This window comes from Arthrobacter sp. fls2-241-R2A-172 (assembly GCF_030208885.1).
GTDB lineage: Bacteria > Actinomycetota > Actinomycetes > Actinomycetales > Micrococcaceae > Arthrobacter.
This window is the reverse complement of record NZ_JARVTB010000003.1, coordinates 191,831-204,490: the sequence shown is the minus strand read 5'-3', so window position 1 is coordinate 204,490 and position 12,660 is coordinate 191,831. Positions and strand designations below refer to the sequence as shown.

Sequence of the window (12,660 nt, the reverse complement as noted above, 5' to 3'; positions counted from 1 at the left end):
CCTTAGAAAGAGTGCGTGAATGAGACAGGAAGAAGTTTGGCAGCAAGGGCTGACAGTATTAGCCTCCCCACTGTACGAAATACTTTGCTGTGGCGAAACGACCCAGGGAAAAGATCATCCCAGCGGAGTATCTCCCGTGTCCCGGGTGCTCCCGCCGGTGCATCTGGCCCAGCGACAGGCAAGTTGGAACGCAGCAAAGCGCCGGCCGGGTTACCCAGCCGACGCTTACTGTCCCGCCCTTGTTCGTCACGGCCCACGTATTACGCCGGGTGTTTCACACAAGGACGAGATCCGTGGACGAATTAGCCGGCGTGCTTACCGTGGTCGGCACGGGCTTCGGCTCCCTGGAGAAGCAGCAGTGCCATACGCTCCTGTTGCCTGCGTTCGCGCTTGAGCTCCTTGCGGATGGCTGCCAACTCTTCGGCAGTGGCGGCCTGCTGCTCTGCGATGGCCTGCTGCTCCCGCAGGCGCGCCTGCAGTTCAACATTGGCTCGGCTGAGCTGCAGTTGCTGTTCGGCCAGGACGTACTGCGTCCGGGACAGCTGCTCTTGGACTTCCTTGACGTCACCAGTGGCGTGGGGACGTTCCTGGGTGAGGATCCGGGCAAATTCCAGGTCCAGGTCGGTTTCGGAATCCTGCTTGGGAACCCGGCGGTCCGTTCCCCCTGCCGGGCGTTCGGCACCCAAGCCATTGTCGCCGTCGTCGGCCTTTACGGCGTCCAGGGACGACGTGTCCAGGGACATTCCGGCATCGCCGGAGGCCGTGGCAATCAGTTCCTTTTCGGGAGCGGCATCAACCGTGCGGCGCAGTGGACGTTCCTTGATGAACAGAACGGCCAGGAGGGCAACCACGCTGATGATGGCGGAAATAAGGAAGATCTGTGCAGTTGCGTCGCCGTATGCAGCCCGCATGATGTCGGCGATGGGCGCAGGCATGTCGGCCAGGTCCATGCTGGCCCCGGAGCCGCCACCCTGGACCGGAATGCCCGCAGCGGCCATTCCTTCCACGGCAAGGTCCTTCACGTGGTTGGACATGATGGCACCGAGGACGGAGACACCGATCGCGCCGCCCACCGACCGGAAGAATGCCACCGAAGCACTTGCCGTTCCGATGTCCTTGGCCTGGACGGTGTTCTGTACGGCCAGCACCAGGTTCTGCATCAGCATGCCCAGGCCGAGGCCGAACACACCGGTGTAGATCGCAACGATCCAGAGTTCCGTGGTGTGGTCCATGGTGCCGGCGAAAGCCAGGCCACCGATGAGCAGCACCGAACCTGCGATCAGGAACCTCTTCCACTTACCAAAGCGGCTGATCAGCACACCCGATGCCACGGAACCAATGAGGTTGCCGGCAATCATGGGCAGCGTCAGCAGGCCGGCCTCGGTAGGCGTAGCGCCACGGGCCACCTGGAAGTACTGGCCCAGGAAGGTGGAGGAACCGAACATGGCGATACCGACGGCGATCGACGCAACGATGGCCAGGGCGGTGGTGCGCTCGGAGATGATCTTCAGCGGGATGATCGGCTGGGCAACCTTGGTTTCCACGAACACCAGGAGGGCAAGCAAGGCCACGCCGCCGCCGACCATGAGCGCGGACTGCCAGGAGAACCAGTCGTAGTAGTCCGGGTTACCGGCGAAGGAAACCCAGATCAGCAGCAGGCTGACGCCCGAGGTGAGGAGGATGGAACCAAGCCAGTCGATCTTGGCGGGGCGCTTGATGTGCTCAATCTTGAGGGTGATCTGGAGAAGGATCAGCGCCACAACGGCCAAGGGAACACAGACGAAGAATGTCCAGCGCCAGCCGAGCGGGCTGTCAACAATGAAGCCACCCAGCAGCGGGCCGCCGGCGGTTCCGACCGCCATGACAGCGCCCATGTAACCCGAGTACTTTCCGCGGTCGCGCGGCGGGATCATGGATCCGATGATCGCCTGCGCCAGAGCGGTCAGGCCACCCATCGCGATGCCCTGGATAACGCGTGCGGTCAGCAGAAGCGGAATGGTCTCGGACAGGCCGGCCATGACCGAGCCCGCCACGAAGATGATGATGCTCAGCTGGACCAGGAGCTTCTTGTCGAAGAGGTCAGCGAGTTTGCCCCAGATGGGCGTGGTGGCGGCGTTCGCCAGGAGCGCTGCCGTAATGACCCACGCGAAATCCGTTTGGGTGCCCTTGAGCTCGGACATGATGGTGGGCAGTGCGTTGGCGACGATGGTGCTGCTGAGGATCGCCGTGAAGAATGCTGCGAGGAGGCCGGTCAAGGCTTCCATGATCTGCCGGTGCGTCATGGGCGCGGCAGCAGTTGCTGGTGCGCCCACCGCCGTCGGGGTTTGTGTTGGTTTAGCCATTCCGGGCTCCTAAGCTGTCTGGTTTGTTGTGATGGAGCCGGCCGCCGTTGCCCGGATTGAGTCCTTGAGGGACTCTGTGAGTTTGTTGAGCACCTGGGAGGCCTCGAGGGCGTCAGCCTCGCTCCAATCCGCCAGGTAATCCCGCAGTCTCACGCTGCGTTGTTCTTCGAATTCGTGCAGTTTCGCCGCACCCTTTTCCGTGAGGGCGAGCAATTGCGCCCGGCCGTCTGCCGGATCGGGCCGCCGGACCACAAAGCCGAGCTCTTCGAGCTCCGCGATATGCCGGCTCAGGACCGGGGCGCTGACACCCAGGCGCGAAGCGAGGTGCGTCGCGCGGGCCTCCCCCTCGCCGATGAACCGCATGACACCTTGGAGCGCCATTCCGACGTCGGGAACGCGGGCCATGTGGGCAGTCACCACGCAACGCAGAGTTCGTTGGAGATCGAAGATTTGATGAACAAGATCGGTTGCTGTGGCAGAACCGACGGACATGTAGACACACCCCTTTTTTGTTTGCCTAAAGCAACTATAACTCATATTGATTGCTTTGGGAAACTAAAGATGAAGTTCGTGGAGGCGTTGCGGGGCCCGCTTGCGCCCCAATGAACGAATTTGGGGAGCAGAGCGGGCCCCACAACGCAGAAAACCCCCGCACGGTGTTCCGTGCGGGGGCTGACTGTTGGCGTTTTAGTCGTCCAGGTGCGTGGGGCCGAACATCTTCAGCAGCGTTTCAACCACGACGACGTTGGGTCCGTCCGCTTCGAAGGACGCCTTGAGCGCGTCCCCCACTTCCTCCGGGGCAACCCGGCGGGCCGGGACACCGAAGGACTCGGCAAGCTTGACGAAGTCCGGGCGGGCGAGTTCCGTGGCGGTGGCCTGGCCGAAGGCCCCCACCATGTACTCGCGCAGGATCCCATAGCCGCCGTCGTCCACGATCAACCAGGTGACCGGTACGTTGTGCTGCTTGGCCGTGGCGAGTTCGGAGATTGAGTACATCGAGGAACCGTCACCGGACACAGCGAGCACACGGCTCGGTTTGCCGGTGGTTTCCAAGCCCACAGCCCCGCCGATCGCCGCGGGGAAACCGTAGCCGAGGCCGCCTGCGCCCTGGGCGGAGTGGAACTGGCCCTGCCGGGCGTCCCAGCAGCTCCAGCCCCAGTACGCGGAGATGGTCATGTCCCAAAACGTCTGCATGTCCGCCGGAACAGCCTCACGGATGTCCGACATGAACTTCAGTTCCTTGGCCAGGTCCTGGGATTCCAGCCGTGCCTTGACCTTGGCCAGGGACTCCTTGACCACGTCTTCCGGGCTGCTTCCGTGCCAGTCCCGCTTGTTCGCTGTTCCGGCGCCTGCCTCTGAGAGCGCTTCGTCCAGGGCCGCGAGTGCCTGTCCGGCGTCGGCGCGGATGCCCAGGCCGGGACGGTTGGACTCGAGGACGCGTGGTTCGGCGTCGATCTGGATGATCCGGCCTCGCGGTTCGAACGTGAAGTAGTTGGAAGTGACCTCGCCCAAGGATGAGCCGATCACGATCAGCACATCAGCGTCTTCGAGGACATCGGTCATGTACCGGTCCTCAATCCAGGACTGCAAGGACAGTTCGTGGTTCCACGGGAATGCACCATTGCCGCCGGGTGTGCAGATCACCGGCGCACGGAGCTGCTCGGCGATGGAGAGCAGAGACTTCTCGGCCCGGCCACGGCGGGTACCGCCGCCGGCGATGATCGCCGGACGTTCCGCCGTCGAAAGCCACTTCACGGCCTCCCGCACGAGCTCAACGCGGGGCGGATTGTCGAAGGCCTCGGCCAATGCGTCTTCCACCGGCGGGACCATGATCGGGTCCAGCAGGACGTTCTGCGGGATCTCGATCCACACCGGACCCTGCGGCGAGGAAATCGCCTCGGTCCACGCGTCCTGGATGGCCGACGGAATGCCTGAAGCGTGCTGGATCAGGCGCTGGCTCTTGGTGACATTGGCCGCGGAGGCCTTCTGGTCATCAAGCTGGTGCAGCATGCCTTTACGGCGGGCGCCCAGGCCGTCGAGCGGGATCTGGCTGGCAACAACAACCATGGGAACACCCGTGGCATATGCCTCCTGGAGGCCGGCAAGGGACGTCAGCGCACCGGGACCGGTGGACAGGAACAGAACCCCCACCTCGCCGGTGGCGCGCGAGTAGCCGTCGGCGGCGAAGGCCGAGTTGTTCTCCACCCGGGAGGAAACGAAGTGCAGGTTGCCGCGACCCATGGCATCGAAGAGACCCAGGGCGTGCTGGCCCGGGATACCGAAGACGGTCTTCGCGCCCAGCGCTTCAAGGGTCTCGACGACGAGGTCCCCGCCGTTGCGCTGGTTGGTGCCCTTGGTGGGGGCTGCTGTACCCGGATCGAAATCGATCATCGCTGCTCTCCCGAGGCCTTCGCGAGCTCCTCGATGCGGGCACCCAGGGCCTGCTGGGCGTAGCCGTTGGGGGCACCCAGTCGATCACCCTCGACGGCGTTGTCTGCCATCAGGGTGACGAGCTCGTAGGCAACATGGCTTCCGGCAACACCGGTGATCTCCGCATGGTCGTAGGCGGGAGCAACCTCGACGATGTCCGCGCCAACGAGGTTCATTCCACGGAAACCGCGAATGATTTCAAGGAGTTCACGGCTGCTGATGCCGCCGGCCTCGGGGGTACCGGTGCCGGGTGCGTGCGCCGGATCCAGGACGTCGATGTCCACGGAGATGTACAGCGGGCGGTTGCCGATTCGGTCCCGGATCTTCGCGACCGTCTCCAGGACGCCCTGGTAGTAGACGTCCGCGGAGGTGACGATTCCGAACCCGAAGCGGTGGTCGTCGTCGAGGTCCTTCTTGCCGTACAGCGGACCGCGGGTGCCAACGTGGCTAATGGCTTCGGTGTCCAGGATGCCTTCTTCCACGGCACGGCGGAACGGGGTGCCGTGGGTGTACTCGGCACCGAAGTAGGTGTCCCAGGTGTCCAGGTGCGCGTCGAAGTGGAGCATGGCGATGGGTTCGCCGGCGCGCTCGGCGGCGGCACGGAGCAGGGGCAGGGCGATGGTGTGATCGCCACCGAGGGTAACCAGCTTGCTGCCGTTGGCGGTGAGGTCCAGGGCGTTCTGCTGGATGGTCTCGATGGCCTCGTTGATGTTAAAGGGGTTCACAGCCATGTCGCCTGCATCGGCGACCTGGATGTTTTCAAAGGGGCTGACATCCCAGGCGGGGTTGTAGGGGCGCAGCAGGCGGCTGGCTTCACGCACATGGTTGGCGCCGAAGCGCGCGCCCGGGCGGTACGAGACGCCTGAGTCGAACGGAACGCCAACAACTGTGACGTCAGCCTTTGCTACCTGGTCGAGGCGGGGCAGGCGGGCGTAGGTGGCGGCACCGGCATAGCGGGGGATGCGGGACGAATCGATGGGACCAAGGTTGCCGTTGGCCTCAATACGGAGCTCTTCCAAAATGCGCCACTCCTTAGTGGATCGGGGGTGAATCTGTGACTGTGACACCCATCATACACTCGAAGTTGTCTAATAAGCATCATCTGTTTACAACTTTGCCTCAGCTTGAGACGCCCATCACAGCAGGCGTAAAGATTCCATAAAAACCGGGGTTTCGGCGTCGAAGGCGGTCCTACGCTCGACCGGGAGCAGCACCGTGCTGCGCGAAAGGACACCGTGACCACCCTGTCGAGGCCTCCGGCCGATCCGGCCAACCGGCAAAAAGACTCCTTCAAGCTCAAGCCCTGGCTGCTGGAAGGAATGCCGGACACCTCAGGCAAACGGCAAGGCCCCCACGGCCAACCCTCGGAGTCGCACAAGCCGCAGGCGTGGTGGAAGGTCATGTGCCTCACCGGGCTGGACTACTTCTCCACGCTCGGCTACCAGCCCGCCATCGCGGCGTTGGCGGCTGGCCTGCTCTCTCCCTTGGCAACGTTGCTCCTGGTGGTGGCAACCCTGGCCGGCGCGTTGCCCGTATATCGCAGGGTGGCCAAGGAAAGCCCCCGAGGCGAAGGCTCCATCGCCATGCTGGAGCGCCTCCTCCCCCGCTGGAGCGGCAAGCTCTTCGTCCTGGCGCTCCTGGGCTTCGCTGCCACCGACTTCATGATCACCATCACCTTGTCGGCCGCAGACGCCACGGCCCACCTCATAGAAAACCCCTTCGCCCCGGACTTCCTCGAGGGGCAGCATGTCGTCATCACCCTGGCGCTGATTGCTGGTTTGGGAGTGGTCTTCCTTCGCGGCTTCAAAGAGGCTATCAACGTTGCCGTCGTCCTGGTGGCTGCGTTCCTGGCCCTGAACCTGGTGGTGATTTCGGTTTCCATCGGACATCTCTTCACCGAAGCGCACGTCATCACCAACTGGTGGACAGCCCTGACGACCTCGCATGGCGACCCCATCATGATGGTTGCCCTGGCGCTCCTGGTATTCCCCCGGCTTGCCCTGGGCCTGTCCGGATTCGAGACAGGCGTGGCCGTCATGCCGCAGATCAAGGGCTACCCGTCCGACACTGAAGCCAACCCGGTGGGACGCATCAAGGGCGCCCATCGGCTCCTGACAACTGCAGCCATCATCATGAGCTCGTTCCTCATCACCTCCAGTTTCACCACGGTGATGCTTATTCCGGCGGCCGAATTCGAATCCGGAGGCAAAGCCGAAGGCCGCGCGCTTGCCTACCTCGCCCACAAGTTCCTTGGTGACGGCTTCGGAACGGTCTACGACGTCAGCACCATCGCGATTCTCTGGTTCGCCGGCGCATCAGCCATGGCAGGTTTGCTCAACCTCGTGCCGCGCTATCTTCCCCGCTACGGAATGGCTCCCGCCTGGGCCCGCGCCCTGCGCCCGCTGGTCCTGGTCTTCACGGTCATCGCCTTCATTGTGACCATCATTTTCCAGGCCGACGTCAACGCCCAGGGCGGCGCCTATGCCACCGGCGTCCTTGTCCTGATCACCTCCGCTTCCATCGCGGTGACCCTTTCCGCACGGCGCAAGAAGCAGCGGGCCCAGTTCATCGGCTTCGGCATCATCTCCCTGGTTTTCGTCTACACCACGGTGGTCAACTCGATCGAACGCCCGGATGGCCTGAAGATCGCGGCCCTCTTCATCCTTGGCATCATGGTGGTCAGTTTCATCTCCCGCATGCGCCGGGCGTTCGAACTGCGGGCCACGCACATCAAGCTGGACGAGAAGGCGTTGGAGTTCACGGCCAACCATGCCGAGGGGCCGGTCCGGATCATCGCCCACGAACCCAAGCACGTAAGCGCGGGCCGTTACAGGGAAAAGCTCCAGCACGCCCAACAGGCAAACCACCTTCCCGTCGACTGCGACGCAGTATTCATCGAGATCATCGTGGACGACAGCTCCGACTTTGAGCAGGAACTGCAGGTGGTGGGCAAGGAGAGGCACGGCTTCAAGATCCTGGAAGTGCACAGCAACAACGTGCCCAATACCCTTGCCGCCGTCCTGCTGCACATCCGCGACGTCACCGGCCTGATGCCGCACATCTACTTCCGCTGGACCGAGGGCAACCCGATCTCCAACCTGAGCAAGTTCCTGTTCTTCGGCGAGGGCGAAATCGCGCCCGTAACGCGCGAAGTGTTGCGGGAAGCGGAGCCGGACATCACCCGCCGGCCCTGGGTCCACGTGGGCTAGCTCCTCCCCCGCCGCGCTCCTCCCCAGTTGGCGGCCGCCTCCGCCGCGCTCCTCCCCAGTTGCCGGCGGGAAGGGCACGCATGGATCCCGGGTTTCCGCGCTCGCCCTGGGGCCTTGGGCCTCCTGGGTCAAAGCAAACGGGGAGGAACGCAGCTGCGGACTGGTCCAAACGGGGAGGAACGCCGGCACAACCATCCGGACAGCCGCCCACGTTTCCCACATGCGGCGATTCCCGCATTCCCAATGCCCCTCGAGCCCACTGGACTGGCTGGATGGACGCCATCCAGTACTTACAGACAATCGGGGGGTTGCCCGCACCAGGCTACTCACGCACGGAAATTTCCCGGCTGCCAGAACAGGGAGCCAAGCAACCTCGGCGCGGCGTCTTCATGCTCAAGGGTTGCAAACCGGAATTTGCCACGGCAATCCGGAACAACGCCAAAGTTACGTGCGCCAGCGCAGCCAGCTATTACGGCCTGTGGCTCAGGAACCCGCCCGAACAACACCATTTGGCTTGCGATCACGGCCACGGCTCAGGTTTCGTGCGGCACCGGACCATAAGGTTCGACGCCGATCCAGCACTTCCGCTCGCGAGCGTCGAGGATGCGGTGATTCACTCACTGGGGTGCCTCCAACCCAATGCGGCAGCAGCGATGGCAGTTTCAGCTGTCCGGCTCCGCGGAGTCCCTTTGGCCTTGCTGCGGGGCGAACTCAGCGCCCACAAATCCCGCCCATCACTGCTGATACTTCAAGAACTCGACCTACGGGCCGAGTCCATCGTGGAAGTCGATACCCAACACCTCCTAAAAAGCCATGGCATTGCCTACGATGCTCAAGTGCAACTCCCGGGCATCGGCCGCGTGGATTTCCTGATCGAAGGAGTGCTCATTGTCGAGGTGGATGGCTTCGCTTTCCATGCGGACCGGTCAGCTCTGCGTCGGGATCTGTTCCGCAACAACGCGTCCACGCTTAAGGGATTCTCCGTCCTCCGCTACCCGCCGGAGGCCATCTGGTACGAACCGGGCCGGGTCATAGCGGAAATCCGGGCAGTGCTGGAACGGCGGCGCAACGCTCCTCCCCGGTTGGTCAGCAAGTAAGTCCAAGCAAACCCCGGAATTACAGGGCAAAGGATCACCGAGAGCCCCCGGAAGCGAGGCAACCGGGAAGGAGCACAGAGGCTCCGCGCGAAGGGGAAAGAACTACCGGCTCGCAGCGGGCACAAGGACCCAGAGCACTTCGACGGTTTCGTCCGTGGGGTTGATCCAGGTGTGAGGCTCCCGGCCCGGGAAGGAGAGGGTATCGCCTTCTGCGAGGTCGTATTCCTCGTTGGTCAGGATGAGCTTGATCCGGCCCTTGACTACATGCAGGACATCCACGTCGCAATCCACTGCGTACAGCTCGTTCTCACCGCGGCCGCGGGGTTCGATGGTGGCCTGCAGGATCTGCAGGCGACGCTCGGAGCGCGCAGTCAGCAGGCGTTCCACGATCCCTTGGCCACCCAGGGAGATGCGGGGACCGTCGTCGCGCTTGGTCAGGTGGGTTTCCGGTGCGGCGAACAAGTCCCCCACGGAGACGGACAGAACCTGGCACAGGGTGACAAGTGACGCGACCGACGGCGATGTCAGGTCCCGTTCCACGCGGCTGAGGAACCCTTTGGTCAGACCAGTAGCGTCTGCCACCTGCTCGATGGTGAGTCGTTGCGCCTGCCGGGCTGCGCGGATTCTGGAACCGATGGCAACTGGAACGTTGCTTGGTTCAACGGGGAGAGCCTTCATTCACGAACCTTTCAGGCCTGTCATGTGGCCCTGTCATTGGAGCAATAGTAGCCGGATCGCGCAGAAGGGAAGCCAGAAACTACGGAAGCATGTCTTAAGCATCTTGACTGTTACTCCCATCACAACATATCCTCTGAGGCAACAAGTGTTGTCTGTGAGGCATACGACACCCTCCCCAATCTCCAATCGTCAGCACGGAGACTTCGACCCTTCGCAGGAGTATCGTCGAAATCCCCAAACCTCCGTGCATCAGCTCCAAGGACCGTTCATGGAATCTTCGGCTATAAACATCGCAATCGTGGTGGTGTACCTGCTCGCCATGCTGGCGTTCGGCTGGTGGGGCAAGTCCCGCACCAAGAACAACAGCGACTTCCTGGTGGCAGGCCGCCGCCTTGGCCCCTTCCTTTACACAGGCACCATGGCCGCGGTGGTCCTCGGTGGCGCATCCACCGTCGGCGGCGTCGGCCTGGGCTACAAGTTCGGCATTTCCGGAATGTGGCTCGTGGTGGCCATCGGCGCCGGTGTGCTGCTGCTGAGCCTGCTCTTCGCCGGCACCATCCAGCGCCTGAAGATCTACACCGTCTCCCAGATGCTCAGCCTCCGCTACGGCAGCAAGGCCACGCAGACATCCGGAATCGTGATGCTCGCGTACACCCTGATGCTGTGCGCCACGTCCACTGGCGCCTACGCCACCATCTTCGTGGTGCTCTTCGATTGGGAACGCTGGCTGGCAATCGCCGTTGGCGGGGCAATCGTGCTGGTCTACTCAACCATTGGCGGCATGTGGTCCATCACCCTGGCTGACCAGGTGCAGTTCATTATCAAGACCGTGGGCATCTTCTTCCTGATGCTGCCGTTCGTCATGAACGCTGCCGGCGGCATGGACGGCATCCGTGGGCGCCTCAAGGACAGCTTCTTCCAGATCGACGGCATCGGTACCCAGACGATCATCACGTACTTCGTTGTTTACACGCTGGGCCTCCTGATCGGCCAGGACATCTGGCAGCGCGTCTTCACCGCCAAGACCCCCACCGTTGCCCGCTGGGGCGGCGCCACGGCCGGTGTCTACTGCATCCTTTACGGCATCGCCGGCGCCTTCATTGGTCTCGCAGCCCGCGTGGCACTGCCGGATATCGACGTCGCGAACCTCGGCAAGGACGTTGTTTACGCCGAGGTGGCAACCCACATCCTCCCCGTCGGCATCGGTGGCCTGGTGATGGCCGCGGCTGTCGCCGCCATGATGTCCACCGCCTCCGGTGCACTGATCGCTGCCGCTACGGTTGCCCGCGCCGACGTCGTCCCGTTCGTGGCCAGTTGGTTCGGCAAGACCATCAACACTGACGACACCGAAAACCCCGAGCACGACGTCAAGGCCAACCGTTACTGGGTCCTTGGCCTGGGCATCGTTGCGGTCCTGATCTCCATGGCCGCGCAAGACGTGGTGGTAGCCCTCACCATCGCCTACGACATCCTGGTGGGCGGCCTCCTGGTCGCGATCCTCGGCGGCCTGGTGTGGAAGCGCGGCACAGGCATCGCGGCTGCATGGTCCATGGCGGTTGGGTCCGTGCTGACACTGGCCTTGCTGATCATGTTCGCAACCGGAGTCATTCCCAGCGAAGACGGCGTCTACGCGAACGAACCCATCTACTACGGCCTCGCGGCCTCGTTCGTCGCTTACGTGGTCATCTCGCTCCTCACCCCGCGCACCGATCCCGCAGTCCGGGCCGCCTGGGACAAGCGAGTGGCTGGCGCGATCTCCGACGAACTGCCGATCGAAGCACACCCGGTCAGCTCCAGCAGGGCTAACTAACCCAAACACGCAGGACAAGCGAAACAAAGCAACGCCCGACGGCGGCGCTCCCCTTATCGGGGAGCGTCGCCGTTTTGCTGTACCCCCGGAAAGTACTCGTTGTGGGGCCTGCTCTGCGCGCCAAAACCCCACCCACATACGCTCACCAGGCCCCACAACGAGCGCGCGCGTGCGGTAGTGTGGTGCCAGCTTCAAGAGATGTGGTGCCAAGCTCCGACTGGCCACACACCAACCCCATGTTCACGGGTGGTTCGGATGAGGAAGCGGCCCGCCCCGGACCCAAGACAACCGAGCGGGCAAGAGCACTCCCCCTAGGAGAAGTACCTTGCCGTACCACGCCGACAGCAGCCAAGCCCCCACGTCGCCGGCACCCGGCGCCCAAACACCCGGCGCCCAAACACCTGGCGCCCAAACACCCGGCACCCCCGCCGAACCCGCAGCCAGCAAGGTTACGGTGATCCCCGCCGTCGACCTCTTCCTGGGGACCGTCACCATAGCGACCGGAGCGAAGAGCGTGACGCTGCGGCACCCCGATCCGCGGTTGATCGCCCGGGCGCTTGCGCAGGCCGTGCGCCCCACCCAATGGTGCGCTGCGTCAGCGACGCTGACGGTGACCGTTGCCGCCGTCGGAAAGTCCATGGGGCTGCCGAGGCACTTTTATTTTCCGGAGCCAGCTGCCTAATCCTCTTCGTCTTCCTCCCGGAAGTCGTCCGTTTCATCGATCGGGACCACCCGTTCGTCATCCTCCGGTGCGTCCACTTCCTCCACCCAGGGCTCGTCCACTTCCTGGTCCTCTGCGTAGTCGTAGGCCGGGTCGGACTCCACAGTTGCCCGCTCCGGGTAATTGGCGTGTGATTCGGTGGTGTTCATGATGCAACCTCCGTCCCATGGGCCGCGAACGGCCCGATGACCTTGCGCGGGAGACCCCGCCCTGTCATTCCATCTGAGCACCGGCCCACGGACCGGTCAAGGGGCCGAAATTACGGCGCACCGAACATTCCGGGTAAGGAATACCAGCCAAAAATCCCCGAAAATAACCGGTAGTGTTGGGCATGCAATGGGGCCGTAACTACCCCACCCAGCACAGGAGAAAA

10 protein-coding genes and 1 riboswitch are annotated in these 12,660 nt (G+C 63.4%); of the genes, 4 read left to right on the top strand and 6 right to left on the bottom strand.

Annotated elements, in window-relative coordinates:
• Window positions 1-302 precede the first annotated feature (302 nt).
• From QRM57_RS06480 to speB, 4 genes are all read right to left on the bottom strand, one after another.
• The gene (locus tag QRM57_RS06480; RefSeq protein ID WP_284985982.1) at window positions 303-2,342 is read right to left on the bottom strand and encodes an MFS transporter; all 2,040 of its coding nucleotides are present in this window, start codon (window positions 2,340-2,342) and stop codon (window positions 303-305) included.
• Window positions 2,343-2,351: 9 nt separating this feature from the next.
• The gene (locus QRM57_RS06475) at window positions 2,352-2,834 is read right to left on the bottom strand and encodes a MarR family winged helix-turn-helix transcriptional regulator (protein ID WP_284985981.1); all 483 of its coding nucleotides are present in this window, start codon (window positions 2,832-2,834) and stop codon (window positions 2,352-2,354) included.
• A gap of 195 nt (window positions 2,835-3,029) precedes the next feature.
• The gene (locus QRM57_RS06470) at window positions 3,030-4,733 is read right to left on the bottom strand and encodes a thiamine pyrophosphate-binding protein (RefSeq protein WP_257368862.1); all 1,704 of its coding nucleotides are present in this window, start codon (window positions 4,731-4,733) and stop codon (window positions 3,030-3,032) included.
• The gene (speB, locus tag QRM57_RS06465) at window positions 4,730-5,791 is read right to left on the bottom strand and encodes an agmatinase (protein WP_257368863.1); all 1,062 of its coding nucleotides are present in this window, start codon (window positions 5,789-5,791) and stop codon (window positions 4,730-4,732) included. Before speB ends, QRM57_RS06470 begins: the two co-directional genes overlap by 4 nt.
• Window positions 5,792-6,007: 216 nt before the next feature.
• On the opposite strand from speB, the gene QRM57_RS06460 reads away from it, so the two are divergent.
• Both QRM57_RS06460 and QRM57_RS06455 read left to right on the top strand, forming a co-directional pair.
• On the top strand, window positions 6,008-7,981 hold the full coding sequence (locus tag QRM57_RS06460; protein WP_284985979.1) for an APC family permease: 1,974 nt from the start codon (window positions 6,008-6,010) through the stop codon (window positions 7,979-7,981).
• 308 nt (window positions 7,982-8,289) lie between these two features.
• Window positions 8,290-9,078 (top strand): DUF559 domain-containing protein, encoded by a 789-nt coding sequence (locus QRM57_RS06455; protein ID WP_284985978.1) that lies wholly within the window; start codon window positions 8,290-8,292, stop codon window positions 9,076-9,078.
• A gap of 102 nt (window positions 9,079-9,180) precedes the next feature.
• On the opposite strand, the gene QRM57_RS06450 is transcribed toward QRM57_RS06455, so the two are convergent.
• A complete protein-coding gene (locus QRM57_RS06450) occupies window positions 9,181-9,756 on the bottom strand; it encodes a helix-turn-helix domain-containing protein (RefSeq protein ID WP_235519052.1) in 576 nt (191 codons plus the stop codon).
• 268 nt (window positions 9,757-10,024) lie between these two features.
• Between QRM57_RS06450 and QRM57_RS06445 the strand changes: the two genes are divergently transcribed.
• Window positions 10,025-11,566 carry a sodium:solute symporter family protein gene (locus tag QRM57_RS06445; RefSeq protein WP_284985977.1) on the top strand — a complete coding sequence of 514 codons (1,542 nt, stop codon included), beginning with the start codon at window positions 10,025-10,027 and terminating at the stop codon, window positions 11,564-11,566.
• A gap of 189 nt (window positions 11,567-11,755) precedes the next feature.
• A riboswitch (SAM riboswitch) is annotated at window positions 11,756-11,875 on the top strand.
• A 16-nt stretch (window positions 11,876-11,891) separates the two neighbouring features.
• Window positions 11,892-12,248, top strand: coding sequence for a hypothetical protein (locus QRM57_RS06440; RefSeq protein WP_284985976.1), 357 nt, complete (start codon window positions 11,892-11,894; stop codon window positions 12,246-12,248).
• Here QRM57_RS06440 and QRM57_RS06435 read toward each other — a convergent pair.
• The gene (locus QRM57_RS06435) at window positions 12,245-12,436 is read right to left on the bottom strand and encodes a hypothetical protein (protein ID WP_235519049.1); all 192 of its coding nucleotides are present in this window, start codon (window positions 12,434-12,436) and stop codon (window positions 12,245-12,247) included. The two genes, QRM57_RS06440 and QRM57_RS06435, sit on opposite strands and share 4 nt — an antisense overlap.
• Window positions 12,437-12,660: the final 224 nt, after the last annotated feature.

Bases quoted from the DNA above. Each gene is read 5' to 3' on its own strand.
- QRM57_RS06435 (WP_235519049.1), bottom strand. From the start codon at position 12,436: ATGAACACCACCGAATCACACGCCAATTACCCGGAGCGGGCAACTGTG.
- QRM57_RS06480 (WP_284985982.1), bottom strand. From the start codon at position 2,342: ATGGCTAAACCAACACAAACCCCGACGGCGGTGGGCGCACCAGCAACT.
- QRM57_RS06475 (WP_284985981.1), bottom strand. From the start codon at position 2,834: ATGTCCGTCGGTTCTGCCACAGCAACCGATCTTGTTCATCAAATCTTC.
- QRM57_RS06450 (WP_235519052.1), bottom strand. From the start codon at position 9,756: ATGAAGGCTCTCCCCGTTGAACCAAGCAACGTTCCAGTTGCCATCGGT.
- QRM57_RS06470 (WP_257368862.1), bottom strand. From the start codon at position 4,733: ATGATCGATTTCGATCCGGGTACAGCAGCCCCCACCAAGGGCACCAAC.
- QRM57_RS06445 (WP_284985977.1), top strand. From the start codon at position 10,025: ATGGAATCTTCGGCTATAAACATCGCAATCGTGGTGGTGTACCTGCTC.